Annotated in this window: 20 protein-coding genes; 12 read left to right on the top strand and 8 right to left on the bottom strand. The window is 66.5% G+C overall.

The window, feature by feature from the left end:
- Nucleotides 1–29: 29 nt before the first annotated feature.
- The gene (locus AC5RUH_RS03995) at nt 30–1415 is read right to left on the bottom strand and encodes a sugar transferase (RefSeq protein WP_494100706.1); all 1386 of its coding nucleotides are present in this window, start codon (nt 1413–1415) and stop codon (nt 30–32) included.
- A gap of 207 nt (nt 1416–1622) precedes the next feature.
- Entirely contained in the window at nt 1623–2216 is a 594-nt protein-coding gene (locus AC5RUH_RS03990; RefSeq protein ID WP_494100707.1) for an arsenate reductase/protein-tyrosine-phosphatase family protein, read from the bottom strand.
- Between the two features lie 248 nt (nt 2217–2464).
- Here AC5RUH_RS03990 and AC5RUH_RS03985 point away from each other — a divergent pair, with 248 nt between their 5' ends.
- Nucleotides 2465–4108 carry a RecQ family ATP-dependent DNA helicase gene (locus AC5RUH_RS03985; RefSeq protein WP_494100708.1) on the top strand — a complete coding sequence of 548 codons (1644 nt, stop codon included), beginning with the start codon at nt 2465–2467 and terminating at the stop codon, nt 4106–4108.
- 52 nt (nt 4109–4160) lie between these two features.
- Here AC5RUH_RS03985 and AC5RUH_RS03980 read toward each other — a convergent pair whose 3' ends face one another.
- The gene (locus tag AC5RUH_RS03980) at nt 4161–7070 is read right to left on the bottom strand and encodes a PKD domain-containing protein (RefSeq protein WP_494100709.1); all 2910 of its coding nucleotides are present in this window, start codon (nt 7068–7070) and stop codon (nt 4161–4163) included.
- Between the two features lie 245 nt (nt 7071–7315).
- On the opposite strand from AC5RUH_RS03980, the gene AC5RUH_RS03975 reads away from it, so the two are divergent.
- From AC5RUH_RS03975 to AC5RUH_RS03950, 6 genes are all read left to right on the top strand, one after another.
- Entirely contained in the window at nt 7316–8188 is an 873-nt protein-coding gene (locus AC5RUH_RS03975; protein WP_494100710.1) for a hypothetical protein, read from the top strand.
- Between the two features lie 44 nt (nt 8189–8232).
- Nucleotides 8233–9585, top strand: coding sequence for an O-antigen ligase family protein (locus AC5RUH_RS03970; RefSeq protein WP_494127940.1), 1353 nt, complete (start codon nt 8233–8235; stop codon nt 9583–9585).
- A complete protein-coding gene (locus AC5RUH_RS03965) occupies nt 9582–10820 on the top strand; it encodes a hypothetical protein (RefSeq protein ID WP_494127939.1) in 1239 nt (412 codons plus the stop codon). The genes AC5RUH_RS03970 and AC5RUH_RS03965 overlap by 4 nt, the downstream gene beginning before the upstream one ends.
- Nucleotides 10821–10827: 7 nt before the next feature.
- The gene (locus AC5RUH_RS03960; protein ID WP_494127938.1) at nt 10828–11679 is read left to right on the top strand and encodes a sulfotransferase; all 852 of its coding nucleotides are present in this window, start codon (nt 10828–10830) and stop codon (nt 11677–11679) included.
- Between the two features lie 95 nt (nt 11680–11774).
- The gene (locus AC5RUH_RS03955; protein ID WP_494127937.1) at nt 11775–12518 is read left to right on the top strand and encodes a hypothetical protein; all 744 of its coding nucleotides are present in this window, start codon (nt 11775–11777) and stop codon (nt 12516–12518) included.
- Nucleotides 12515–13450, top strand: a complete 936-nt coding sequence (locus tag AC5RUH_RS03950; RefSeq protein WP_494127936.1) for a glycosyltransferase family 2 protein — start codon at nt 12515–12517, stop codon at nt 13448–13450. Before AC5RUH_RS03955 ends, AC5RUH_RS03950 begins: the two co-directional genes overlap by 4 nt.
- Here AC5RUH_RS03950 and AC5RUH_RS03945 read toward each other — a convergent pair.
- On the bottom strand, nt 13425–14435 hold the full coding sequence (locus tag AC5RUH_RS03945) for a sulfotransferase domain-containing protein (RefSeq protein ID WP_494127935.1): 1011 nt from the start codon (nt 14433–14435) through the stop codon (nt 13425–13427). The genes AC5RUH_RS03950 and AC5RUH_RS03945 overlap by 26 nt on opposite strands.
- Nucleotides 14436–14815: 380 nt before the next feature.
- On the opposite strand from AC5RUH_RS03945, the gene AC5RUH_RS03940 reads away from it, so the two are divergent.
- The 5 genes from AC5RUH_RS03940 to cysC all read left to right on the top strand — a co-directional run bounded on the left by AC5RUH_RS03940 (nt 14816) and on the right by cysC (nt 21620).
- Nucleotides 14816–16474, top strand: coding sequence for a P-loop NTPase family protein (locus AC5RUH_RS03940; RefSeq protein WP_494127934.1), 1659 nt, complete (start codon nt 14816–14818; stop codon nt 16472–16474).
- Nucleotides 16475–16489: 15 nt separating this feature from the next.
- Nucleotides 16490–18133 carry a lipopolysaccharide biosynthesis protein gene (locus AC5RUH_RS03935; RefSeq protein WP_494127933.1) on the top strand — a complete coding sequence of 548 codons (1644 nt, stop codon included), beginning with the start codon at nt 16490–16492 and terminating at the stop codon, nt 18131–18133.
- 145 nt (nt 18134–18278) lie between these two features.
- Nucleotides 18279–19190, top strand: a complete 912-nt coding sequence (locus tag AC5RUH_RS03930) for a glycoside hydrolase family 26 protein (protein WP_494127932.1) — start codon at nt 18279–18281, stop codon at nt 19188–19190.
- Nucleotides 19191–19341: 151 nt separating this feature from the next.
- A complete protein-coding gene (locus tag AC5RUH_RS03925) occupies nt 19342–20304 on the top strand; it encodes a sulfite exporter TauE/SafE family protein (RefSeq protein ID WP_494014317.1) in 963 nt (320 codons plus the stop codon).
- A gap of 29 nt (nt 20305–20333) precedes the next feature.
- Nucleotides 20334–21620, top strand: coding sequence for an adenylyl-sulfate kinase (gene cysC, locus AC5RUH_RS03920; RefSeq protein ID WP_494127931.1), 1287 nt, complete (start codon nt 20334–20336; stop codon nt 21618–21620).
- Between the two features lie 102 nt (nt 21621–21722).
- Here the strand turns inward: cysC and cysN are convergent, their stop codons facing one another.
- The 4 genes from cysN to AC5RUH_RS03900 all read right to left on the bottom strand — a co-directional run bounded on the left by cysN (nt 21723) and on the right by AC5RUH_RS03900 (nt 26382).
- The gene (gene cysN / locus AC5RUH_RS03915; protein ID WP_494001396.1) at nt 21723–22973 is read right to left on the bottom strand and encodes a sulfate adenylyltransferase subunit CysN; all 1251 of its coding nucleotides are present in this window, start codon (nt 22971–22973) and stop codon (nt 21723–21725) included.
- Nucleotides 22973–23893 carry a sulfate adenylyltransferase subunit CysD gene (gene cysD / locus AC5RUH_RS03910; RefSeq protein WP_494001397.1) on the bottom strand — a complete coding sequence of 307 codons (921 nt, stop codon included), beginning with the start codon at nt 23891–23893 and terminating at the stop codon, nt 22973–22975. The genes cysN and cysD overlap by 1 nt, the downstream gene beginning before the upstream one ends.
- A 43-nt stretch (nt 23894–23936) precedes the next feature.
- Nucleotides 23937–24746: a 3'(2'),5'-bisphosphate nucleotidase CysQ gene (locus AC5RUH_RS03905; protein WP_494127930.1), complete on the bottom strand. Its 810-nt coding sequence runs from the start codon at nt 24744–24746 to the stop codon at nt 23937–23939.
- Between the two features lie 73 nt (nt 24747–24819).
- Nucleotides 24820–26382 carry a sugar transferase gene (locus tag AC5RUH_RS03900; protein ID WP_494127929.1) on the bottom strand — a complete coding sequence of 521 codons (1563 nt, stop codon included), beginning with the start codon at nt 26380–26382 and terminating at the stop codon, nt 24820–24822.
- Nucleotides 26383–26450: the final 68 nt, after the last annotated feature.

Here is a 26450-nt window from a genome sequence, read left to right as displayed (position 1 = left end):
ATCGGTGCGAGGGGCTTCTCTCATTTCGGCTAGTAGGCGCCATCCTTGCCGATGACGGCCTTGACTGTCTTCATCATGATGGTCAGGTCCCCTGCAAAGGACCAGTTTTCCACGTAGTAGAGGTCCAGCCTGACGCTGTCTTCCCACGAGAGGTCGGACCTGCCGCTGACCTGCCACAGACCGGTAAGGCCCGGCCGCACGAGGAGCCTGCGGTGCGTGTACTGCTCGTAGCCTTCCACCTCGCTGGGGAGGGGCGGGCGGGGGCCTACCAAGGACATATCGCCGACGAGCACGTTCCACAGCTGGGGCAGCTCATCGAGTGAATAGCGGCGGATAAAGGCCCCGACCCTGGTGATGCGGGGGTCGCTCTTCATCTTGAACAGCACGCCGTCGTGCTCGTTCCGGGCCGAGAGCTCGTGCAGGCATTCTTCGGCGTTGGGAACCATGGAGCGGAACTTATGCATCAGGAACCGGCTGCCCCTGACGCCGACGCGCTCCTGGTGGAAGAATACCGGGCCGCTGCTGTCCATACGGACGGCCAGCGCAATGAGCAGCATCAGCGGCGATAGGAACACCAGAGCGAGTGCGCTGGCCACCACGTCCAACAGGCGCTTCCAGGCAAACTTCGACCCTTCATAGTGGGGCAGCTCGACGCTCATCAGCGGCAGGCCTTCCACCGGCCGCCAATGAATCCGGGGACCAGCCACGTCCACCAGCTTGCTGGCCACTACCAGCGAGGCTTGCGTGCCCTCGAGCTGCCAACTGAGTTCCTTAACGTACCGTTGGCTTTCGACCGGGGCGCCGGCAACGATCACTGTGTCAAAATCCTGCTCCTTAACGAGCGCAACCACGTCCTCCGGTCTACCGACGATGGGAACGGTCACTCCCTCCGGCAGGTCGACTGCCCGCTCCACAGCAGACCTCACCGCTGCACCGGCCAGGAGGTAGCCGGACTCCGGAGTCTTAAGAACTTTCCGCGCTACATACCGGACGTCCGCCATCTCGCCGACAATGAGGGTCCGCTCCATGTATTCGCCGCGTCCGCGTTGCCGGAGCAATTCCTGCCGCCACAGGCGACGGGTGAGCAACAGCAGGACCAGGCCCAAGGGCAGGGCGATGGCCAGATATCCCCGTGCGATGGGGAAATCGACCAGCATGGTGCCGATGGCAAACACCCCGAAGGTTCCGATGGTGGCGCTGATGACGCGACGATACTCGTCGTTGCCGATCCCCAGAGCGGGAAGCGCCCGGCTGCGCGTCATGGCCAGCGCGGAAATCCACAACGCGCCCAGTACAAACGAAACACCCCAGTAAGCGCCGGCCACGCCGCTGAAATTCAGGTCGGCTTCGGTGACACCGAAGCGGATGATCTGGGCGGCAAGCAGGGCCCCGGCCACCACCAAAAGGTCGGTCACGACGAGGCGGCGCTGAACTATCCGCCCCCACGACCGCAAGCGAGGTGAGCCTCCGGCAGGCTCGGCCCGGTCCCCGGGTTGCGCGTCTGGTGGATCGATTAACTCCTTGATGCGCAAGCCGATCGCCATACCCCCATTGCCTTTCATGTTCAGCAAACTGTCCCGCAAATTCGTATTACTCAGACTGATCCAGTGCCGTATCGCCGCCTAGGAAAGTTCCGACTGCTCCACCGCGACCAGCCGGTCGACGGCCGGAACGAGTTCGCGGGCCATCTGCTGGTAGATACTGTCTTCGCGGCGGTAGGGATCCACGATATCGTCGTCGCTGGGGTCCTCGGGCCGGGTCTCAAAACGCTTCAGCGCCGCGAGGTGCGGCAGCCGTTTCCAGCGCGCCTGGACGTCCTCGACGCTGCTGCCGCCCGGAATCTCCAGCTCGGGATCCGCATCGACAGCATCGAGCATACGTGCCAGCTCCCGTAGAGTGAAGGTGCGCTTCAGGAGACGGGGAGCCAGTTTGAGTACGCGGTCACGATGTTCCGTGGACATAGCGAGCACCAGCGCCGGATCGGCCAGATGACGCTCCGTCAGGTGTCGGGCAACAAAGCCGTGGGAGGTGCCGCCGAAAACGTGCAGCAGCCCGGCGGCGCGGGCGTCCATGGGAGCTCCCGCCAGCGCCTGGATGCCGGCACTGCTGACCTCAAACATCCCGGGCCGGACGGCGTCGAGACGGGTTTGGAGCAGGCGCTCCGCCAGAGGCGACCGGCAGACGTTGCCGGTGCAGACAGTCAGGATCCGGATCATATTCGAACTCTAACCCGGTACGGCTGAGCCAAAGCTCACGCAACGCTCCCCTGGGCGGCGACGAGGATTTTTTGGTGAATCTTAAGCCGTTCCTGCGTCATATTTGACGGAAACCTTCCGCGATCGCAACCAATCCCGACACCGGGCATCCCCTCGTCTGCTCCGAGTGCCCTCTTGGCAGCCGGTCTCTCTCTCTGTACAAAGGAAAGACGCCAGGCCGCCAGCCGGCCCGAGTCACTAGGAGCCTGATGCCCGAACATTCCCAGACGCCCGACCACGACGAATTGCGCAGGGTGGCCGAAGAATCCTTCGGCTGGGACCTGCTCCGCGAGGGGCAGTTGGACGCCATGGCGGCGGCCGCCCGCGGTGAGGACGTCCTGGCCGTGATGCCCTCCGGGCACGGAAAGTCCGCCATCTATCAGGTTCCTGCCGTGGCGTTGCCGGGCACCGCCGTCGTGATTTCTCCGCTGATTGCGCTGCAGCACGACCAGGTGGATGCCATCAACGGCGATCTGGGCGCGCAGCGGGCCTTCGCGGTGAATTCGCACGTGAGGTCCTCCGCGGAACGGGCGGCGTGGGACGCGGTGGCCGGCGGGGAGGCGAAGTTCCTGTTCCTGGCGCCCGAACAACTGGCCCGCGAAGAGACCCTGCGGCGGTTGGCCGAACAGGACATCTCGCTGTTGGTGGTGGACGAGGCACACTGCATCTCGTCCTGGGGACACGATTTCCGGCCCGACTACCTGATGCTGACCTCGGTGGTGAAGCGGCTGGGGCACCCGCCGGTCGTCGCGCTGACCGCCACCGCATCACCGCACACGCGGACGGAGATCGTCGACCGGCTGGGCATGCGCGACCCGTTCATCAACGTGCAGAGTTTCGACCGGCCGAACCTGCACCTTCAGGTCCTGCGGCATCACGAGGACGGCGGCAAGCGGCGGGCCGTGGTGGACCAGGTGGCAGAACTCGGCGGGCCCGGCCTGCTGTACACGGCCACCCGCAGGGACACCGAGAGATACGCCGCCGAGCTGGCCGAGCGCGGCCTGCGGACCGACGCCTACCACGCGGGCCGGACGGCCGCGGACCGGGAGGCGATCCATGAGCGTTTCCAGGCGAACGGGGTGGACGTGGTCGTGGCTACCTCCGCCTTCGGCATGGGTATCGACAAGCCGGATGTGCGGTTCGTGGTTCACGCCGACATCCCGGATTCGCTGGACAGTTACTACCAGGAGATCGGCCGCGCAGGCCGGGACGGCGAACCGGCGCGGACCATCTTGCACTATCGGTCCGAGGACCTGGGCCTGCAGCGGTTCTTCGCCGGCGGCGCCCCCGACCCCGATGAGCTCGCGGGTGTCTTCAACGCCGTCCGGGACCACGGCCCCCTCCGGCCCGCGGCGCTGCGCGAACACACCGGCCTGTCGCAGCGGAAACAATCCCGCCTGCTCAACTTCCTGGAGCACAGCGGCAGCATCACCGTGAACCGCAAGGGCTACCGGGCGGTCGGCGGCGCGGACCCCGCTTCCGCCGCGGAAAAGGCACTGGCAGAAGCCGACGCGCGGCACCGGATCGACGAGTCGCGGATTGAAATGGCCCGCGGCTACGCCGAGACGGATCATTGCCGCCGCGACTGGTTGCTGAACTACTTCGGCGAGGAGACGGACGGCTACTGCGGCAATTGCGACAACTGCGAGGCTACGTCCGAAACGGAGGTTGAAGCGCGGGAAGCGGAGATGCCGGAGGGCTACGAGATCCAGCGTCCGGTGAAGCACCGCGAGTGGGGGCCCGGCATCGTCATGGGCACCCAGCCGGACCGCATCACGATCCTGTTCGAATCGGTCGGCTACAAGGACATCGCCCTTTCGGCCATCGAGGCGGACGACGGCCTATTGACATAGGCAGACCCCGCCGGCTGGTGAGCCGGCGGGGTCTGTTTGCTGCCAGTTGTTGCTACGGCGTCGCCGGGCGGATGACGATGGTGCCCATGACGGCGTTGGCGGTGGCGCTGTCAGCGGTAGCGGTCAGGCCACCGGCCCTGGTACCGGACACCGGGCCGTTGCTGTCGGCGACCAGCCAGCTCAGGTGTCCGGTGCCCGTCCCGGCGCCGGTCTGGCGGACCGTCACACCGGCAGGTGCCGTCCAGGACGTCGTCGAAGCGGTCTTATCCGCCCAGTACGACAGAACCCAGTCACCGGCCGCGGCAGTCATCACCGGAGTGGTGTGGGTTGCCCGGCTCACGGTTTCCCGCTCGAACCCGAAGGACGCGGCACTGATCTGTGCCCCGCGGTAGGCCGAGACCGCCAGCGAACCACGCGCCCAGTCGGCGGTGCGTACCGTCACCGTCGCCCCGGCATCCTGCGCCGTGGCAACCTTCGAGTACAGCACCGAGCGCATGGACGTCGTCCCTACCTCCGCAGCCAGGGTCCACCCGGCCGGCGGCGTCAGGCCGACCGTGGCCGAGTTCGCCGAGAACGCCGCGACCAGCACGTCGCCGGCCGCTACCTGCGCCGGCAACTGGACGCTGTGGTTCATGGCCGATCCGGTGTTGGAGCTTGCCACCGAACCCACGAACGCAACCCTGGCAGAGGGAGGCGGCTGCGAGGAACCCGATACGGTCACCGTCCGGGTCACCGACGCGGTTGCACCGGCGGCATCCGTCACCGTCAGGGTCACCCCGTAACTGCCAGCCGCGGTGAAGGTGTGCGAGAACACCTCGCCCGTGGCCGAAGGTCCGCCCGCGACCCGCCAGGCATGAGATGCGATCGTACCGTCAGGATCGGATGACCCCGAGCCGTCAAAGACGCAGCTCAACCCGTTGCACTCCGCCGTGAACGACGCGACCGGCGCCTGGTTCTGCGGCGGAGCGGACGTGCTGGTTCGTGCGATCAGCGACCGGGCGGCCCAGTTGGCGCCGTCCAGGCCCGGGCCGCTGACCGCCGCGGTGGTGCCGGACACCCGGCCATCGCGGCCGACGGGTTCGGTCCAGTTCACCGCATTGAGGTTGCCGTTGGCGGAGGCCCAGTACAGGGTGTTTCCGGCCAGGAACATGCCGCTCACGTTGCGCCAGTCCACGCCGGCGGCTGCGCCGGTGATGACGTGCTGCTGGGCGCCGATGGTGCCGGTGTCCAGTTCGAAATACCGCATGTACAGGTTGGGCTGGCCCTGGACGGTGTAGTACATCCGTCCGTTGGAGTAGAACAGGCCGGTCATGCCCTGCAGCTCCTGGCCCAGGTTGGCCAGTTTGTAGCTGGAGGTCTGCCGGCCGAACGTGGCCAGGTCGGTCCTGTCCAGGTTCCGCAGGTTGACCTGCTCGGCCGCGCCCATCTGCGTTCCGTTGAAGGACCGCTTTTCCATGGTCCCGTTGGCCATGGCCAGGTAGAGCGAACCGCCGGCCACGAAGCCGCCGCGGACATTGGCCCAGTCCACGTTGCCGGAGGGCACCCCGGTGACCGGAGTGGCCCTGCGGCCGTCGAAGTAGACCTGCTGGACAGCGCCGGATCCCGACTTCAGGACATCCACGGGAAGCCGCGGTGCGCTTGCCGTAGCCGCCGCATAGCCGCCTGCCAGCGGGAAATGCGCGATTCTGGCCCGGTACTGGGAGTTGGCGATGCGATCGGTGTCGGACCCGACCCACAGGCCGGTGGCCGTGGCCAGCAGGTCGAAGACTCCACGACCGCGGTCACGTCCGGGATTCCACGCCAAGGCCATGCCGTTGGCGGAACTGATGACGCCAATGCCTTCGCGGACTTCCGCACCGGGTCCCGCCGCGTCACCCACGAACGGATTGTTCGTCCAGCGGTTGTGCCCGCCGAAGTAGATGTGCGCGCCGACATGCTCCAGGGCATAGATGCTGTCGCCGCCGACCCAGTTGATCCAGGTCGGGTCGAGCTGCTGGCCGGAGGCGGCGGTGTCCCAGCGCGCGATGCTGTCGCAGAGGCTGGGCGGACCGGAGCCATAGCCGCCAAATGTCGAGACTGCCAGGTTTGACCCGTCCGGGGCGAAGTCCAGATCGTTCACATAGTAAGCCCGCTGGAAGTTGCAGCGGGCATCGTAGCGGTCCGTGTGCCAGTTTTGGTCCACCGTAGCAGTCGCACCGGCGAGATTGATTTTCGCGATCTGGTTTCGATCCGCCCCGTTGACGGTGGCGAAGTGCCCGGTGATGAACATGGTGTTCCCGTCCGGGGTGGTGTCGAACTTGTGCACGAAGACGTTGATCCCGGCGTCGCCGGTGCCTGTCGCGCCGCCGACGAATTCGAAGTTCACGGTGGGACGCAGCGCGCCGGACGATGCATCCAGCTCGGCTAGCTTGCTGCGTTGCTGCCCGCCAATGCTGTCGAACTCACCCCCGATGAACAGCCGGTTCCCCACCAACTTCATGTCGTGCACGACCGAGTTGATCTGCCCCGGATTGAAGCCGGTGACGCGGGCCCCGTTGCTCACCGAGAGCCTGGTGACCTTCTGCACGCTGGCCCCGTTCAAGGTTCCGAACTGCCCGCCGACGTACACGGACTGCCCGTCCGCGGATGCCACCACGCTGCGGACCGTGCTGTTGAAGTCCGGTGCGAACGAGTTGCTGATCGCGCCGGTGTTCTTGTTGAACGCGACGATGCGGTTGCGGACCAGTTCCGGGCCTCCCGTGCTCGCCTGCACCCGCGTGAACGAGCCGCCAAGGATGATCATGTCCCCCGCTTCCGCGATGGAGAACACGATGCCGTCGAGCACGTGCGGCGTGTAGTTGACCGGGTTCGCCCGCACCACCTGGGTGTGGCTAACGTCGGCGGCCACGGCCGCCCCGGGCGTTGCCAATCCCATGCCGGCGACCAGCAGTAGTCCCGTAAATATGGATAAGAGTCTTCGCATTGTTTATTCCTGTTCTCCCCCGTTTCCGCTTTCGCGGCGGAATAGCTGCGGCCCCTCATTCGGTATCCCGGACATGCAAATCGGGATCAAAGAAAAGACCCTAGGCTGCACCAATATTGCCGGGGATCAAACAAACGGGAAACACTCGGCGGGGGCCTGCGGCTACCAGTTCTTCTTTCGCACTACTCGAATTCCCCTTGTCCGCTACGGGTCGAATACCCGGTCTTTCCCACCCCGGTAACGGTGTGGGGAAGAGTCGGGTATTTGAAACCTTTTTCTTCCCACATGAAGGCCATACGATCGGGTCAGCTTCGTTCCCCGGCGCGTTCGCTCTGGGGTACGCCAGCCTCGTTCTTGAGGTTCATCTGGGGGGAAGAATGAAACGAACGATGGCCCGTGGCTGTGCCGCGCTCGGCCTGGTTGTGGCCTTATCCGCGTGCAGCGGTGGTGCCGATCCAGCGGCGGCCGACCTGCCCACTGTGGGCGGCAGGGCAAGCGGGACTCCGGCCAAGGCAACACAGCCCGGCAGCGGCAACAAGAAGGAGGCGACGGCGAAACCGTCGCCCTCGGCCACGGCAGATGCCGCCAAGAAAAAAACGCCTGACCCAGCCGCCAAGAAGGACAAGCCTGACGCTGCCGCCTCAAAGGATCCACTGGCTGAACTCGACCTTAACGACCACGGCAACCTGCCGGCGGAAGTCGGCGAGGCGGGAGTGCTCGGCGAACCAACCGGCAAGAAGTTCGCCGAGATGGAGGCCAGTGAAATCCAAGCCGATTTCACCTGCACGGCGGACACCGCCCTGCCGAGCATCAACGGGCAATTCGTTGCCATCCATTTCTCGGTGAAGGCCCACCCCGAGCTGCCGGAATCCGGCTGGCCCTATTTCGCCATGTCGGTGCACGACTTCCGTGCCTGGGACGGCGACGGCGAACAGGTGGTGGATCCAGTCGGCAACAGCGCGGGCTGCGTGCCCGAGGCCGATCTGCTGCCCAACCCGGTGAATCCCGGCGGTGACGCCGAGGGGCTGATCATCCTGGATGTCCCGGAGGGCAACGGCTCGGCTTCGTTCCGGATGGGCGGTTTCGAGGGCGCTTACGGCTGGGAATGGTCCTGGTAAATAACGGCACAGGGGGCATCTTGATGTTGGGGGCAAAAAATCGGGTGGCGCTGCATGCGTGGCCCTTCGTGCTGTTCTTTGCCGGTTTTCCCGTGTGGTGGCTCCTGGGATTCGGGGTGCTGGGTTTCCTGCTGATGGCAGCTCCCCTGGGCTATCACCTGCTGCGACGGCGCGCAGTGCTGCTCCCGCACGGTTTCGGGATCTGGTGGTTGTTCCTGGCGGTGGCTGCCATCGGCGTCGTCGTGCTCTGGATTCCCGTCCCCGGGCTGCTGCCCGAAGAAGGACCCGTGCGCCTCCTGCCGTGGGCCTACCGCATGGCGTGGTTTGTGGCGGTAACCATCGTCATGCTTTACATCGGCAACACCTCCGAGCGGGAACTTCCCCGCAGGCGCATCGTGCTGCTGATGGCATGGATGTTCGTCATCACCGTCCTCGGCGGATATGCCGGACAGTTCCTGTCGCGGCTGGACTTTCCGTCACTCCTGGAGGCGGTACTGCCGGCCCAGCTGGCCTCGAACGCGTTCCTGAACGGCCTGATCCACCCCGGCCTGGCCCAAGTGCAGGGCATTCTGGGATTCGACAACCCGCGGCCGAAGGCACCGTTCGAGTATGCGAATTCCTGGGGCGCAAACTTCGGCATGTTCCTGCCGTTCTTTATGCTCTCCTACGCGTACGTGCGGAATTGGTGGCAGCGCGCGCTCTGGGCCGCGGTATTGGTGGCTTCGGTGCCGCCGGTTGTCTTTTCGCTCAACCGCGCGCTGTGGCTCGGTCTCGCCGTCCTGGCCCTGGCGGCCGGGATACGGATGGCGGTGCGCGGCAAAGTGGTGGTTCTCATTGCGATGGCCGCCGCCTTCGTGGCCGCTTTGATGGCGGTGCTGCTGACTCCTTTGGGCTACCTGGTGCAGGCACGCCTGGAAAATCCACACAGCAACCAGGGCAGGTTCAATCTGGCCAAGCGAAGCATCTCCACCATGCTGGAACATTCGCCCGTCATCGGCTTCGGCGCCCCGCGGACCCAACAGAACAACTTTTACTCCATCGCGGCCGGCGCAACCGCGGATTGCAGCCAGTGTTCGCCGCCGCAGCTGGGCACCCAAGGTGCGCTCTGGTACCTCATCTTCTGCACGGGGGTACTCGGTGCGTTCCTGTTCCTCTGGTTCATCTTCCGGAGGTATTTGCCCTCGCTGCGGACACGTGACCGGGACTCGGCCGCCATGCTCTACGTCTTCCTCTTTTTCCTCTGCGTGCTGCCGTTCTACGACACCATCGCCGCCCCGCTGATGACCCTGATGATCGGCATCGGCCTGCTGTGGCGGCGGGAACTGGAGCAGCAGCCTCCGCCCCATCCCCCTTTGGCCACCCGCCGGAAGCAGCCAACGAAAGAGCCGGTTTCATGAAAACAATCCGCAACAGCCCGGCGCTGGAGGACCTGATGTCCACCGTGGAGCAGTTGTTCCCGGATTCGAGCGTCAGCGTCGGCCCCGTCGGGCCCGGACGGCACGCCTTTCGCCTGGTGCCCGGCCCGCGACGGCCGCGCCTGCTGGTGCCGGCCCACTCCAGGGCGGCGGCAGCAGACGCGGTAAACCGCCCCAGCGCCAATGACTCGTTCAGCCGTTCGGCGCAGCGGTGGCTGCTCGCCAAGCTGCTGGCGTCATCGGTCGGCGGGGCACTGATGCCCTACGGGCTGAACGTCTCCCCCGGGTCCGGATCCATCAGCGACTACTTGGCCGACGTCGTCGGCGCCCCGGTGATGCTGTCCCTCTCCGTAGGCTCCGCGAGGGCGAACCGGAAACCGGTCTTGAACGTCCACACGGCAGACGGGCGGGAGATTGGATTCGCCAAGGTGGGACTCAACGGCTTGACGAACGCCCTCGTGGACCATGAGCACAGCGCGCTGCGCGCTTTGGCCAGTCACCGGTCGGCCTCTTTCGCGGTGCCCGAGGTGATTCACCACGGCAACTGGCGCGGCAACGCGGTCTTGCTGATGACCGCCCTGCGCGCCGACAGGCGGCGGGTACAGAACGGGGTCCCGGTTGCGGCGGCGGCCGCTATCGCTGCAACCGGTACCATCGGATCCTGCCCCGCCGAGTCGGGCCCTTGGTTCACCGGGCTGCGGCGGGAGCTGACGACGCTGCACGGCACGAGCGAGAGCGTGCTGCCGGAGCTGGCCGATGCCTACGGCGAGCGCTTTGCAGGCCTGGACGTGCCCCTCGGAGCGTGGCACGGCGACTTCGGCGCCTGGAATCTGGCTGCCACCGCCGGAGCGCCCCTGGTCTGGGACTGGGAACGGTACGCTCACGACGTCCCGCTGGGCAGCGACGTCGTTCATTACCTGGTCCACCCGGTGTTGCGGGCGGTCGACCAGATGGCCGCCGCGCGCAGCTCTCTCGGCGTCGACTGCCGTCCGGCGCTGGCACAGGCAGTCGCCCGCAGCGCCGGGCCGGACCCCGCCCGCGACCCCGCGGTACTGGACGCGCTGGTACTGGGCTACCTGCTGACCATCACGGCCCGGTTCACTCTCGACAGTATGACTCCTGACGGGGCTGCGGTCCGCCCGTTGGCACGCTGGCACCAGCGGGTGCTGGCAGACCGGCTGGAGCATCCCGCCCTCACCACCCTCGGCAAGAAATGAGAGACCGATGACCCTGACCGAACGGCTCAACGGTTCCGCCCGCTCTGCTGCACGTACCGCGGCCACGTCGGTGGGCCGGCTCAGCGCCGAATTCCGGATGCGTCCGTCATTCCTGATCGCCGGCGCCCAACGCTGCGCCACCACCAGCCTGTTCCGCATGTTAACCCAGCACCCCGGCGTGCGCCCGCCGCTCCTCAACAAGGGCATTCACTTCTTCGACACCGCGGACCGGTTCCGGCGGGGGCCGCGGTTCTATGCCGCACATTTTCCCCTGCGCCGCGCGCGTGGGCAGGAGATCACCGGCGAAGCCAGCCCGTACTACCTCTTCCACCCGCTGGCACCCGGACGGATCGCACAAGTGCTGGGGCCGGTGAAAATTATCGTGCTGCTGCGCGACCCGGCCGAGCGGGCGTTCTCCGCTCACAAGCAGGAGCACGGCCGGGGATTCGAGACCCTTGGCTTCGCCGAAGCGCTGGCAGCCGAACCGGGGCGCCTGGCCGGTGAAGAAGAACGGATCGTCGCCGACCCGGGCTATCAGTCGTTCGCGCACCAGCATCACGCCTACCGTGCCCGTGGCCGGTACGCGGCACAACTGGAGCGCATGTTCGACGCCGTAGGGCGGGAGCACGTACTGGTGCTGGACGCCGACGACTTTTTCCAGCCGGGGCTGCCGCAGTGGGACAGGTTGCTGGAGCACCTCGGGCTGCCGGATTGGCGCCCACCCGCGGCCGTGCATTCCAATTCCCGTCCCAGCCGGCCGATGCCGGAGCGATTGCGCAGGCAACTCCGCGACGATTTCGTTGACGACGACGAACGACTCGCCCGGCTGCTGGGCGTCACTCCGAGCTGGCGCAGATAGCGGTGGCCAACATGAAGATTCACGACCGACACCCGCACCGGCAGTCACAGCCCCGGCCCCCGGACCGCGGACATGGACTGAGGTATCGCGGCCTGATGCGCGACAACTGGCGCACCGGCTGCGCCGTTATTGCCGCCATGCTGGCCGCCGGGCTGGGACTACATGTCGCCAAGGAACCCGAATACACCGCCCGTACCGACGTGGTGGTCGTGGCGGTCTCGGACCTGGCCCTCAGCGACGCCCTGGTCGTGGATGTTTCCATCGACTCCGCCGTCCAGTTGTTGCTCTCTGACCGGGTCTTGGGGCAGACTGCGCGCGGCTTGGACTACCCGGGAGGTACTGCCGGGCTGTTGGACGACGTCACAATCTTGCCCGTCGTCAACTCGCGGATCCTGCAGCTCTACGTCTCAGCGCCCGAGGCGCGGACGGCGTACAGGGCCGTCGCCGCCCTGGCCGAAAACTTTCTTGAGGTCCGCAGCGAATCGCTCGCGGCGACCACCCGGGACCGGGCGGAAACGATCGCCGCCCAGAAACGGGTCATCGAGCGCAGCATGCACGACCGGTCGAGCACGGCCCCTGCGAACACTGCCGTGGGAGTCAATACGCTCAGCCGCCAACACGCGCAGCTTGAGGCAGAACTGACGGCGCTAAGCGTCCACGACCCGGAACCGGGCTACATCTCCCGGCCGGCCGTGCTGCCCGACCGCAGCAAGCGCGCCGGGCTCCCCACCGCGATCGGGTCCAGCCTGGCGGCCGGACTGGCCTTGGCCGCGGCCGTGGCTGCACGCAGCCAGCGCAGGCACGAACAAAGGTTTTCACACGAGGGAAGGACGTCATGAACACACCTACCGGGCTGGAGCTCGATGCAGCCGTCGACGTCGTCATAGCCACGCACAACCGGCCCGAACTGCTCCGCCAGGCGATCGGCAGCGTCATGGCCCAGGATTATCCAGGCGCCATCCGTGTGACCGTGGTCCACGACCGGTGCGCCGAGGACCCGGCCCTGGCCAGAACCGAACCCCGTCGCCAAGTCCGGGTGATGTCAAACCGGCGCACTCCCGGCTTGGCCGGCTCGCGCAACACCGGCCTGCTCGCCGCCGACGCACCGCTGGTGGCGTTTTGCGACGACGACGATGCCTGGCGTCCGGACAAACTGAGGCGGCAGGTGCAGACCATGGTCGACCGGGCCGCCACCGCCTGTGTCACGGGCATCGAAGTCCACTACGGAGAAAAGCGGTTGGTCCGCATCCCCAACGTCCGGGAGATCACGGCCGGGCAGCTCACCGGCAGCAGGTTGACCGGGGCGCACCCGTCGACCTATCTCCTGCTGCGCGAGCACCTGCTCGAGAGAGTCGGGTTGGTGGACGAGGATCTGCCCTACGGCTACGGCGAGGACTATGACTTGCTGCTGCGCGCAGCCCAGCACGGGAAAGTGGCAGTACTCGGGCAGGTGGGGGCCGACGTGCTGTGGCACCCCGACGGTTCGTACTTTTCCCGACGCTGGGACGCGATGGCAGACGGCCTGGAGTATCTGATGGCCAAGCATCCGGCGATCGCGGCAGACCGCCGCGGCCGGGCGTGGATGCAGGGCCAGAGGGCGTTCGCGTTGGCCGCCCAGGGGAACAGCAGGGAGGCCGTGCGCACGGCGGCCGGGTCGTTGGCCGGCAGCCTGCTGGAGCCGCGGGCCTACCTTGCGCTGGCGCTGGTGCTGAAGCTGGTCAAGGCGCCGGTGGTGGTCCGGGCACTCAACGCCCGCGGCCGCGGAATCTGAGCTTCGCTCCGCTGCGCGCCGCGGCATAGGCGGCGCGCAGCGGGGCGCTGAGCACGGCGGCGATCCGCCGGTCCCTCACCGGCATCTGCCGCCGCCAAGCCTCATCCAAACGGATGGGCAGCGCGCCGGTGCGGAACCGCATCGGGTTGCCGGCCACGGTGTGATGGGCAGCGAGTTGCACTTCCGCGGGGCTGATGTGTTCCATCGCCGCACCGGCGTTCACGCCGGCGAATCGGAGGACATCGTGGACTGTTTCGCGTGGCCTGGCCATGAAATCCTCATAGTGCACGGTCATGACCGGTACGCGCAGCAGCGTCAGGGCGTGGAAGAGGACTCCATACAGGGTCCAGCGGGTGACCGCGGCAGCCGTCGAGTACCGGGGCATCAGCGCCTCCGCGCCCGTGCTCTCGGGACGCCTCACGACCTTGGCCCATGAATACGCCACCCCGCGAGGGTCCCGGACCACCAGCACGCATCGAAGCCGCACCTTGGCCGCACGAAGCAAGTATGCGTACGCGGGATGTTTGCTGGAGTCGATGATGAGACCGGCACCGCTGACCTGGGCAATCGCCCCGTACAGGGAGTCGAGCCGGTGCAGGAGGCGTTCCCGGGGCTTCCTGCGTCCCGGCAGCGGCAGCCCGGACGCCAGCTCCGGCAGGAAGCGGTTCCGCACGACCGCGAAGCGGTCCTGAATCGCCTGCATGGAATCCACCCGTGGCCAGCCGCCGTAAGCAGCTTCGCCAACCTGCTGCCAGAAACCACACTGGCTGAACGGCAGGCCGCAACCACAGAGCTCGTCGTCGCGCAGCCCCCGTTCCCACAGATGAAGCACTTCGCCCACGCCGACGGCGTCGGGGCATTCTGCCAGGCAACGTTCCAACAGGGTGGACCCGCTGCGGCCGAATCCGCCGAGCATCAGGACCGCCGGATGTTGCCGCCCTTGCAGCGCGCCGCCGTGCTCCCCCCGCTTGGTGAGTGGCGCCATGCGGCGCACGCCGCTGTCCTCCCGCTTTGCCGCATCCACCCGCGGCTTTACAGCCGGCCGAGCGCTTGACATGTTGATACCCATCACGACTCCCCCATGGCTGGAAGCCGTTCCCCGCGGCACGGCAATTGTGCCGGCCGTTCGCCCCCAGATTTGCCAATAATCACGGCGGCATTGATTCCTGTCAAGGATTTCGGGGAAAGCATCGGCGCTATTGATGAAAGCGTTAATTTTTGCCCCAGCAGGCTATTCCACACGTTGTGGTTCTGTGCAAGACTGGGCACGACGCACCGCTTGGGGCATGAGGCGGGCGTTTTTGGGGAAAACTTTTGGGGGACGCCGGAGGCGGAAGCCGGCCGGCAAAAGTTGGGGGTTTAATCATGGACGATTCATCGGCGCGCCCAGCATTCTTTGGCCGTGCCATGCGCCGGCATTGGCTGTTGCTGCTGGCCGTGGTGCTGCTGGGGGTACTTGGCGCCGGAGCCTATGTTGCGGGCAGCGTGCCCAAGTATTCGTCGACCAGCGTTGTCTTCTTGGAACCGTTGTCGGGCAATCCCTTCTCGCCGGCGACGCCGCCGACGCGAAACGAGCAGCTCGCCGCGTTAACCACCGAGGCCGGGCTGGTCCACACGCAGGCCGTGATCGGACTCGCCAGGGAATCTGTCGGAGATGCGCTCGGCGAAGATGCCGGGCAGCTCATCGCCACGGAGGTGCCGTCCAACTCCCAGGTAGTGCACATCACCTACACCGCTGACTCACCGGCCCAGGCCCAGTCCGTGGCCGGGGCGCTGGCCGAGGCCTACCTGCAGTACCGCAGCGACCGGGCCGCCGACGTACTGGAGGCCCGATCGGCGATGCACGATGAGCAGATCGCGTCCGCGACGCAGCTGCTGGACCAGGCGTCCGCCGCGCTAAACGAGGCGCGGGCCGCGGAAAAACCAGACCAGGCGGCCGTACTGGACCTCGAGCAGCAGGTCTCCCTGTACGCCAACCAGCTTGCGGAAATAAGGCTGGAGGCTTCGGACGCGGAGGCAGGATCCTTGGATCCCGGAGACATCATCGATCCGGCCAGCCTCCCCACCGTCCCTGACGGCGTGGACCCGCTGCTGATTGCCGGGGGGATAGTCCTTGTGGCCGTGGCAGTGGGCGTCGGGCTGGCCCTCTTGCGCGAGCATCTGCATCAGCGGATCCTTGACGGACCGGATCTTGTTGCCGCAGGAACAGGTCCGGTGCTCGGCACGGTGGAAGCGCTCGCGGCAGGGGGGAACGCGGAGACCGCCTTGGACGACTATCGCCGGCTGAGCAACGCGTTGCAGCGCGTGACGTTCCTGCCGAACAACACTGTCCTGCTTGCCGGTCTCTCGCAAGGAACGGCGGCACGGCAGGTGTCCGAAGGGCTGGCGCAGGCGTTCGAGGAAGCCGGTCTCCGCACCGTGGTGGTGATGGCGGACGGCACGGCGCCGCTTGATCGCAAGGCGTCCGCCCCCGGGCAGGACGGTGCAGCGGCCAGGGATGGCTTGAGCGAGCTTTTGAACGGCCAACGTCCGCCGTCGGAAGCCCGGACGCTCCTGGTTCCGGTTTCCGAGCACGTAGCGGTGCTGGAAACGGGGCGGGAGCCGCAACGCCTGTCGGCGCTGGTCCAGCACCGCGGCCTGGACACCGTGCTGGCCACCCTGCAGAACGCCTCGGATTTAGTGCTCGTTGTTGGACCTACCGCCGACTCGGCCACTGGCGGCTCGCTGATGCGCGCTTGCCGTGAGGCGGTGTTGGTCGCGGCACAGGGCCGGTCTACAGCCATGGAAGCGTCGGCGGCCCGCGAACTGCTGGGCAATGGTGGTGCCGCCATGCTTGGATCGGTGCTCCTCCGCCGGAGTTCCAGGCGGCGCAGGGCCACGCCGCCGCCGCCCGCGACCCAACGCCAGGAAGCGGCCAGCCTTGAACCGGTCCCGGTAGGGGGACCCGTCGATGGCGGGAGCACCGCCGACGGGCCAGGCTCAACGGGGGTCGACGAGCGCACCCGGCCGCTCTCCCGCAGCTGACCGGTGGCGTCTTCCGTGTTCGCCAAGGGTAACGGGCGCGTCCGGCAGGATGACGACGACGGCCAAGCCGCAGTCCGCCGGATAGCACGCTCCGGCAGTGTGAACATCCTGGGGAGCGGGATCTCTGCCGGGGCAAACTTCGTGCTCATTGTCCTGGTCTCCCGGCTCTGGGACTTGGAGACCGCCGGTTCCCTGTTCGCCGTGACGTCGCTGTTTTTGATTGCCTTGGCACTGTGCCAACTCGGCGTGGACCAGGGACTCATCCGGTCCATTGCATGGAACAACGCTCGCTCCGAGAGCAGGCACAACCGCCGGCTGGTTGTGGAAGGCCTGCTGGCCGCCCTGACCGCCAGCCTGGTCGTGATGGCCGCCGGAATGCTGCTGGCCGGGCCGCTCGGACAGCTGCTCGGAGGCGCGCCGGCGACACGGGACGTGATCGTGGTCTTCGCCGCCGCGCTGCCCATTGGCGCAACGTACGAGCTTCTGCTGGCCGTCTCGCGGGGACTTGCGCACATGCGGCCGACGATCGTCGTCGAGCGTCTGCTGCGCCCCTGCCTGCAGCTTGCCTGCGTCCTGCTGGCAGGCTTATCAGGTGCCGACGCCGTAGGGCTGGCCCTGGCCTGGACGGCGCCCTACCTGCTGGGGCTGGTTCTCGCGGCCGCGGGGCTGCTGCGGATCCTGCGGGCGAATCCGGGCTCGCTCACCGGCACCTCGCCGGCAGCCGTCATCGACTGTCCCAGCAGCGCCAACGCTGCGCGCGCCGCATTTTGGAACTTCACGATCCCCCGCGGCTTGGCCCGGCTGGCGCAGGTCGGGCTGCAGCGGGCGGACATCGCGCTGGTCACGGTGCTCGCCGGGCCGTCGGCCGCCGCGCTGTACACCGCCGTCACGCGATTCCTGGTGGTGGGCCAGATGGCCACCAGCGCGATGCAACAGGTCAGCGAACCGCAACTTGCGCGGCTCCTCGCGCGCGGGCAGCCGGACCAGGCCAAGATGGTGGCACGGAAGATGACGCTGTGGGCGGTCATGCTGACCTGGCCGGTGTACCTCTTGATCGCTGCCTATGCCGAATGGCTCCTGGAACTGTTGTTCGGTTCCTCCTTCGCCCTCGCTGCCGGAAGCCTGCAACTGCTGGCCTGCGCCATGCTGATTGGCGCGGCCATGGGACCGCTGGACGTGTTGCTGTTGATGGCCGGACGCAGCAGCCTGTCGCTGATCAACGTCGCGCTGGCACTGGCCGCCGATGTGGTGCTCTGCCTGTTGCTGGTCCCGGTGCTTGGCATCTTCGGGGCGGCGGCAGCGTGGGCCTCGGCGATTGTACTCAAAAATGTCCTGTGCCTGATCCAGGTGCACCGGACACTGCATATTGTGCCGACCTCGCGGGAAGTTGTGGCGATGGCCGCCTTCCTGTTGCTGGTCTTCGGTGCGGCGCCGTGGCTGGCCGCACATGTGCTGGTGTGGCCGCCGGCTGTCCAGGCGGCGGTGCCGGCGGCAGCCGCGGTGCTCTATGCGGCGGCGGTGTGGCGGCGCCGGGCGTCGCTGCTGCGCGGGACGCGGGCGCGGGAAGCTCCGGAGGCCGCCGCCGAACCGACAGGCACCCGAGAGGGCAGCCGGACGCACGCTGTCAGCCCGACTAATGCAACCACCCACCGGGTGTGAAGGCACACGCCGGAGGAGGATGCGGATGAGACGTCGTGTGCTGCTTGTTGCATCAGTTGCCGCCGCGGTGTCCCTCCCCTCGTGCTCGCTGCCATTCCCGCAGGCCGATGGGCGGGCGCAGCCGGCCTGCAACGTCCTGCTGGGCGTGGCCGCCAACCCGCTGCCGGGCCAGGACTGGGATGCCGCCCTGACCGATTTTGAGGCGGCGGCCGGACGGAACGTGGACGTGGTCCGCTATTACAAGCGAGGCCAGGAGAAATTGTTCCCCGATGAGATCGAACGCACACGCAGCAACGAATCGGGTCAAAACAGGATTCTTTTCTACAACTGGAAACCGGACGGGCTGACCTGGCGTCAGGTCGCCGACGGCGCCGCCGATCAGTACCTTAACCGGTTGGCCCGCCAGCTGGCCGCGCATGCCAAGCAGCCGTTTTTCCTGTCGCTGAACGCGGAGATGGAAGACGAGGTCAACACGGACCCGGATTCCGGTCAGACTGCCGATGATTTCCGCCTGTTTTTTCGCCACGTCGTGGCGACACTGCGGTCCAACGGTGTGGACAACGTGGTGACGGTGATGAACTACACCGGTGCCGAAAAGTGGGCCATGAAAGACTGGTTCGGCGACCTGTACCCAGGTGACGACGTCGTTGATTGGATTGCGCAGGATCCCTATGCCTACCCCGAATCCGGCACCACGGACTTGGCGGGGCTCGTCAACCGCACGAGTGGCGGGGCCTGGCCCGGTTTCTATGATTGGGCGGTGGCAAACTACCCGGACAAGCCCCAGATGCTCGCCGAATGGGGTGTTGCGGCGGAACTTCCACCAGCCGGCGCCAAGGCGGACTTCTTCAAAACCGCCGCCGACGACCTCGCTGCCCTGCCACAGCTGCGCGCGTTGGTGTATTGGAACCATTCCGGCCCTGACCAGGAAGACCATCTGGCGGTGGGTGACACCTCCATCGATTCGCGTCCGGGGGACTTGGCCGCTTTCCGCGAATTCATCGAAGACGGCGCACTGAATTCCCCTTCTGCATGCCGACTGGCGCACGAACAATGAGCCAGCGGGTGCGCCTCGCCGGCGAAAACAATGGGACGCACCCGCATTCCAGAAAGAATTCTCCTGCGCGCGGGGCCGGGTCACTTATTCCAGTAGCAGCACGGAAAAATACTCTATTTCCCCGGCGGCAGGGCTGCCAGAATATCGTTTCATGGACATGACTATCGGCTTCGCCGCGTTCGGCATCGGCATCGTCGTCGGGCTGACCGGCATGGGCGGCGGCGCTTTGATGACACCGATGCTGGTGCTCTTCTTCAACGTCCCGCCGCTGACGGCCGTCTCCAGTGACCTCCTGGCCAGCGCAGTCATGAAACCGGTCGGATCGGCGGTTCACCTGCGCCGGAAGACCGTGAACCTGCAGCTGGTTAAGTGGTTGGCTATCGGGGCCGTGCCATCGGCTTTCTGCGGGGTCCTGATACTCAAGGCGCTCGGCGACGACGCCCGGGTCCAAGACGGAATCAAACTCGCCTTGGGCTGCGCCCTGATGCTCACCGCCGTGCTCTTGGTCGTCCGTGCCTACATCCGGTTGGTCGAACGCGCGAAGTCACGCGACGGGCTGGGCGCGAAGCTGCCGCTGGATAGACCGGAAGTAGCCGCCCGGATCCTGCCGACGGTGCTGCTCGGCGTCGTCGGCGGCATGATCGTCGGCCTGACATCCGTCGGGTCAGGTTCGATCATCATCATCGGTCTCATGATGATCTATCCGGGACTCAAGGCTTCCCAGCTGGTGGGCACGGATCTGGTGCAAGCCGTGCCGCTTGTCGTGGCCGCTGCCATCGGTCATATGCTGTTCGGGTCGCTGGACCTGGGAATTGCCCTGCCACTGATTCTGGGCAGTATTCCGGGCGTCTGGGTCGGAGCCCAGATGTCGTCCCGGCTCAGCGGTGGTTTCGTCAGGCGGGCGCTGGCTTTCGTCCTCCTGGCCTCCTCGCTGAAAATGCTGGGTGTCGACAACACCACGACGGGGATAATCCTGGTCGTGGTGCTGCTGGTGGCACCGCTGGTCTGGATGTACATCCGCCGGCGCCGGGGCTTCCCCGCCCTGGCCTGGACCGAGAAGCACGAACGGGTCCGCGCAGCGGCTGGCCAACCGGCGTCGGAGGTGGCGCAATGAGTGACTGGTCCGCTTCCTTGCACGAGCCGGTGTTCGCGCTGTCCGGCGCCAGGCTTGACGAGCTGGAGCTGCTCACGGGCGGCCTGTACGCGCCAGCGGACGGCTACTGCCGGCCGGGCAATAAACCGGACGGCTGGCCACACGAGTTCACGCTGCCCGTGCCGCCCGATGTCGCACGGCAAGGCGCCGCCCAAAGTGCCCTCCTCCTGTCTGACCCGGAAGGCACGCCGCTTGCCCGGCTCGCGGTTGCTGAACTCGGCGACCACGGAGAGCCAGAGAACCCGGAGGCAGCGGCAGGCACGGGCGGCAACGGTGCCGTTTATGTGAGCGGCACCCTGAAGCCGTTACAACCGGCAGAGCACCCGCCGGCGCGGAGACTTCGCCTGACCGCTCCCCTGTCGGAGGCGGACGGCCCGTGCCTTGTCGCAGCCTTCGCCGTACCGCCGGAGCCGGCACAGATCGCCGAGGCGGTGGCCGCCGCCTCCGAAGCCGGTTGCCGCCTGTTGCTGACCGCCGTCGTGAGCAGTTCCGCCTCCGCCACGCGGGACCTCGGGAGGCTGCTGGACGCCCTGGACCGCTGCGCCCATCGGGTTTCCGGCGCCTTGGTGCGTCTGCTGGTCATACCGGATGCCCAGGACCATTCCCTGCTGCGAAGCCATGCGCTGGAGCGGCTTGGCGCCGCGGCTGTCCTGGATTTCACGGCGGCTGATGCGTCCGGCGCCTCCCCTTCGCCACCCGCCGCCCCCGCCGCCGGAGCGCGGCCGGAGGGCCTGGTCGTGCTGTTTACGGGGCTTTCCGGCTCCGGCAAGTCGACCTTGGCCCGCCGGTTCACGGAACGCTTGCAGGGTTTGGATGACCGCGAGGCCATCCTGCTGGACGGCGACGAAATGCGCCGCATGCTGTCGGCGGGGCTGGGCTTCTCGCCGGCCGATCGTGAGCTGAACGTCCGTCGAATCGGTTGGGTGGCGGCACAGATTTCACGGGCCGGGGGCATAGCGGTCTGCGCACCGATTGCACCCTTCGAAGCCACACGCCGGGAGGTTGCGGCAATGGCCCGGGAGGCGGGCGGTTACGTTCTGGTGCACGTCTCGACCCCCTTGGAGGTCTGCGAGGCCCGCGATCGGAAGGGCCTGTACGCGAAGGCTAGGGCGGGCCTCATTCCAGACTTCACCGGCATCGGTTCACCCTACGAAACGCCGCAGGACGCCGATTGCGTGGTCGACACTTCCCGGGTGGACATCGAGGAGGCTGTCGCGGAGCTCCTCAGCCTGGTGAGAGCGGCGCAGAAGCCGCTTACTGCCGCGGCCAACCGCTAGGCGAGCCAGGGGAACCGGCTGTCCCTCACGTTCCAACCACCCTGCATAACAGCCCTGCCCGTGGCGTGGATCCACGGGCAGGGCTGTTACGCAGAGGCAGTATCAGGCCGTGGCGACGATCATTCCGGCCCCCACCGTCGCATTTGTAGCCTCGTCTATCAAGATGAAACCGCCGGTCTGCCTGTTCCTCCTGTACTCGTCGGCGAGCAACGGCGACGTGGTGCGCATCCTGATCCGGCCGATCTCGTTGAGGCTGAGCGAGTCCGGGTCGGGCCGGCGATGCAGGCTGTTGATGTCCAGCCCGTACTGCAGGTCCTTAACCAAGGCCCGCGCGCTGCGCGTGGTGTGTTTGACCGCAAGCTTCTGCCCCCGCTGCAGCGGCTTGTCGCTCATCCAGCACACCATCGCGTCGATATCCTGGGCCACCATCGGCTTGTTGTTCGGCCTGCAGATCATGTCACCGCGGGAGATGTCCAGGTCGTCTTCGAGCCGCACGGTGACCGACATCGGAGCGAAGGCCTCGTCTACCGGTCCGTCCGGGGTATCGATGGCGGAGATCCGCGAAGGCAGGCCGCTGGGCAGGACGATCACCTCGTCGCCGACCTTCATGACGCCCCCGGAGACTTGGCCGGCATAGCCGCGATAGTCGTGGTTGCGGTTCTGGTGCGGCCGGATCACGTACTGCACGGGAAAGCGCACGTCCACGAGGTTGCGGTCGCTCGCAATGTGTACGTTCTCAAGATGGTGCAGCAGCGACGGCCCCTCGTACCACGGCATGTTCTGGGACCGCGAGACCACGTTGTCGCCCTGCAGCGCGGACACCGGGATGATCGAAAGGTCGGTGATTTCCAGTTTGCTGGCAAATCCGCTGAACTCCTCGCGGATCTGGTCAAACACGTCCTGCGACCAGTCGACCAGGTCCATCTTGTTGACCGCCAGCACCAGGTGCGGCACCTGCAGCAGCGACACGAGGAAGGCGTGGCGCCGGCTTTGTTCCACCAAGCCCTTCCGGGCGTCCACGAGGACGATCGCAACGTCCGCCGTGGAGGCGCCGGTAACCATGTTGCGGGTGTACTGCAGATGGCCCGGGGTGTCGGCGATGATGAACTTGCGCTTTGGCGTCGCGAAATACCGGTAGGCGACGTCAATGGTTATCCCTTGTTCCCGTTCGGCGCGCAGCCCATCGGTCAGCAGCGCCAGGTCTGTGTACTCGTCGCCTCGTTCCCGGCTGGTGCGTTCGATGGCTTCCATCTGGTCGCTGAAGATCGATTTTGAGTCGTAGAGCAGGCGTCCGATCAGCGTGCTCTTGCCGTCGTCGACCGAACCTGCGGTGGCGAAACGCAACAGATCCATCAGAAATACCCCTCTTTCTTGCGGTCTTCCATGGCCGCTTCGCTTACTTGGTCGTCCCCACGGGTGGCGCCGCGCTCCGTGACGCGGGTCGCCGCCACCTCGGCGATCACGTCCGCGGCCGTCGTCGCCGTGGAACGGACGGCGGCGGTGAGGGTGGCGTCGCCGACGGTGCGGTACCGCACCGTTTCCCTGAAGGTGCGCTCGTTGCCTCGCGGCTGACAGAAGCGGTGCACCCCGAAGAGCATGCCGTTGCGTTCGAAGACTTCCCGCTCGTGGGCGTAGTAGATCGACGGAACGGTGATCTGCTCGTGCGCGATGTAGCTCCAAATATCGAGTTCGGTCCAGTTCGATATGGGGAACACGCGGATGCTCTCGCCCAGGTGGATGCGGGGGTTGTACAGGCCCCACAATTCCGGACGCTGGTTCTTGGGATCCCACTGGCCGAACTCGTCACGGAAGGAAAAAACCCGTTCCTTGGCCCGGGCCTTTTCCTCGTCGCGGCGCGCCCCGCCCATGAGGGCGTTGAAGCCGTATTTTTCGGCAGTCTCCAGCAGCACCGCCGTCTGGATGCGGTTGCGGGACCCGTTGGGTTCCTCCTGCACCAGCCCGCGGTCGATGGCATCCTGCACCGAGCCGACCACCAGGTTCACCCCGAGTTCTTTGACCAAGGAGTCGCGAAACTGCAAGACCTCGTCGAAATTGTGGCCGGTATCGACGTGTACCACCGGAAACGGTATGGGCGCAGGTGCGAAGGCCCTCGCCGCGAGATGCAGCATGACGATCGAGTCCTTGCCGCCGGAGAACATGAGCCCCGGTTTCTCCAGTTCGGCGGCGACTTCACGGATGATGTAGATCGCCTCCGACTCAAGGAGCTTAAGGTGGCTCACGTGATAGCGCGGCCCACTGGTTGTTTCATTCATCTCTTTCTTCCCCCTTTGTTTGTGCCAGCCAGCACGTAACGGCCTATTCCCGGGGCAACCGGCTGAGCCGCTGCAACAGGTCGCCTGCCAGTTCCTGCCGGCAGACCAGCAAATCGGGCAAGTACGCACTCGGTTGGTTGTAGACCAGTGGCGAACCGTCCAGCCTGCTGGCATGCAGGCCACGGCTGCGGGCCACGGCGACCGGAGCCGCTGAATCCCATTCGTACTGACCGCCGCTGTGCAGGTAGGCATCTACCTCGCCGCGGATCACGGCGGCGATCTTGTAGCCGGCAGAGCCCATCGGCAGGACTGCCGCGCCCGTTTCTTCGGCCAGTGCGCCAATGACGGCGGGAGGCCTGGTCCGCGATACCGCGATCCGCAACCGCCGACCCGGCGGGAAGCGGGACGGTTGCAACCGGACCGCGGGGTCGGATGTATCCAGGGTCGTGGAAAGTCCCGGCAGCGCGACAGCCCCAGCCCGCAGGCTGCCCCTGCACCACAGCGCCACGTGGACCGCCCAATCCCGGCGCCCTTCGGAGAATTCGCGGGTGCCGTCCAGCGGGTCGATAATCCAGACCCGTTCGGCCCCTGGGCGCGCCGGATCATCCTCGCCCTCTTCCGACAGCACCAGGTCCTCCGGCCGAGACCACCGCAGCGCTGCGACCAGCAGTTCATGCGAGCGCGCATCACCTTCTGTTTTCAGCCGGTCGGCTGTCCATCCCGCGACCGCGGCGTCCCACTGCAACTGCCGCAGCATGGCCCCGGCCCTGCCGGCGAGCTCCGGCGCCAGCGCGGTGTCCGGGACGTACCGTCCCAAGTCCAGGCGGTTGACCGCCTGTATATCCGCCCCCATCAACTTCCCCTTTCCCTGCTCAATCCCCTTGTTGCTGCCGGTACCGGGCGCCCGTCGCGTGAACGGCTGACCCTCAATAAGCGCCGGTTGGATTCACCATCACCTTCAACGTGCGCCACATGATCATGAGGTCCCCGGTCAGCGACCAGTTCTCCACGTAGTAGAGGTCGAGCCTGACGCTTTCGTCCCAACTCAGGTCGGACCGCCCGTTGATTTGCCACAGTCCGGTCAGCCCCGGCTTGATGTACAACCGACGGCCCACGTGCCCCTCGTAGCCGGCCACTTCCGAGGGCAGCGGCGGCCGGGGCCCGACCAGGGACATTTCACCCCGCAGGACATTGAGGAACTGCGGGAGTTCGTCCAGCGAGTACTTGCGCATCCAGGCGCCCACCCTGGTGACACGAGGGTCGGCCCGCAGTTTGAACAGCGGCCCGCTGCCTTCGTTCATAGCCTTGAGGGCCTCAAGTTCGGCCTCAGCGTTGGCGGTCATGGACCGGAACTTGAACATCTCGAACGTCTGTCCGTTGCGGCACACCCGGCGTTGCTTGAAAATGACCTTGCCGGGCGAGTCCCAGCGGATCAGGCCGGCGAAGACGGCGAAGGCCGGCAGCAGGGCGAGCAGGGCGGCAGCGGAGACGACGACATCGACGAACCGCTTGAGCAAGTACCGGTAACCGGAGAACTGCGGCCTTTCGACATGCATCAGCGGCAAGCCCTCCACCGGGCGCATCTGGATCCGGGGACCTGCAACGTTGGTCAGCGAAAGCGCGACCACCAGCTCGGTGGCGCTCTCCTCCAGCCGCCAGCCGAGTTCCCGAAGGTAGCCGCTGCGCTGCCCCACCTGTCCCGCAACGATGACGGCGTCTGCGCCAAGGATGTCCACGGCCCGCTCAACGTCGTCCAGCCCGGCCACCACGGGGACCTGCCGTGCGGCGAGGGCGTCGCTGTCGGCCGGGACGCCATCCAGCGCTGCCCCCACCACTTGGTACACGGCGCCGGATTTCTTGGCGATCTGGTCTATCACGTAAACGACGTCTTCATAGGCACCGAGGACGACGACCTTCGAGAGGTAGTGTCCGTTCTCCCGCTGCTTCGTCAGCCACCGCCGCCAGCCCCAGCGTCCCGCCAGCAGCGCGACGATGCCGACCGGCACTTCCGCCACGAATGGAGGTGCCAACTCCTCCGCCTGCAGGGCCAAGAGGACGACGGCGAGCATCCCGTAGGCGCCGGAGCTTGCCCTGATCACCTTCTTGTACTCGGCGGCCCCTACACCGATCACCCGCAGGTCCCGGGTCCTCCCGACCGCGAGGGCGCAGGCCATGACAGCGCCCGTGACCAGCGCAAGGGTCGCACCGGCCCCGGTTACCCGATCACCAACGAGCAGCAGTGCCACAGCTACCGAGAGCACGAGGATGGCAGTGTCCGTAGCGAGCAATTTGGCCTGGTAGCGGCGGGCCCACGGCTTGGACGTGCGGCCGCGCGTTCCCGGACGTGGAACAGCGGGTTTCAGGAGCGTCGGTATGGAAAGTTTCGGCGCAGCCGGCGTCTCGAACCCGAACGTTTCCGCGGCGACACCCACCAGCGGGGCGACCGTGCGTTGCAGGTAGCTGTCCGTGGACACCTGGGCATCATGCATGGCTAGCGCTTCCCTTCAAGAACCGGAAAGTCCGGCGTAGTGATCGTCGACCTGTGCGAAAAGACCCG

Source organism: Arthrobacter sp. Y3223166 (genome assembly GCF_059090935.1).
This window is presented reverse-complemented; position numbering and strand designations above follow the sequence as displayed.

Coding starts and splice junctions, on each gene's coding strand:
- AC5RUH_RS03990 (WP_494100707.1), bottom strand. CDS start 2,216: ATGATCCGGATCCTGACTGTCTGCACCGGCAACGTCTGCCGGTCGCCT.
- AC5RUH_RS03985 (WP_494100708.1), top strand. CDS start 2,465: ATGCCCGAACATTCCCAGACGCCCGACCACGACGAATTGCGCAGGGTG.
- AC5RUH_RS03980 (WP_494100709.1), bottom strand. CDS start 7,070: ATGCGAAGACTCTTATCCATATTTACGGGACTACTGCTGGTCGCCGGC.
- AC5RUH_RS03965 (WP_494127939.1), top strand. CDS start 9,582: ATGAAAACAATCCGCAACAGCCCGGCGCTGGAGGACCTGATGTCCACC.
- AC5RUH_RS03960 (WP_494127938.1), top strand. CDS start 10,828: ATGACCCTGACCGAACGGCTCAACGGTTCCGCCCGCTCTGCTGCACGT.
- AC5RUH_RS03955 (WP_494127937.1), top strand. CDS start 11,775: ATGCGCGACAACTGGCGCACCGGCTGCGCCGTTATTGCCGCCATGCTG.
- AC5RUH_RS03950 (WP_494127936.1), top strand. CDS start 12,515: ATGAACACACCTACCGGGCTGGAGCTCGATGCAGCCGTCGACGTCGTC.
- AC5RUH_RS03945 (WP_494127935.1), bottom strand. CDS start 14,435: ATGGCGCCACTCACCAAGCGGGGGGAGCACGGCGGCGCGCTGCAAGGG.
- AC5RUH_RS03940 (WP_494127934.1), top strand. CDS start 14,816: ATGGACGATTCATCGGCGCGCCCAGCATTCTTTGGCCGTGCCATGCGC.
- AC5RUH_RS03925 (WP_494014317.1), top strand. CDS start 19,342: ATGGACATGACTATCGGCTTCGCCGCGTTCGGCATCGGCATCGTCGTC.
- cysN (WP_494001396.1), bottom strand. CDS start 22,973: ATGGATCTGTTGCGTTTCGCCACCGCAGGTTCGGTCGACGACGGCAAG.
- cysD (WP_494001397.1), bottom strand. CDS start 23,893: ATGAATGAAACAACCAGTGGGCCGCGCTATCACGTGAGCCACCTTAAG.
- AC5RUH_RS03905 (WP_494127930.1), bottom strand. CDS start 24,746: ATGGGGGCGGATATACAGGCGGTCAACCGCCTGGACTTGGGACGGTAC.
- AC5RUH_RS03900 (WP_494127929.1), bottom strand. CDS start 26,382: ATGCATGATGCCCAGGTGTCCACGGACAGCTACCTGCAACGCACGGTC.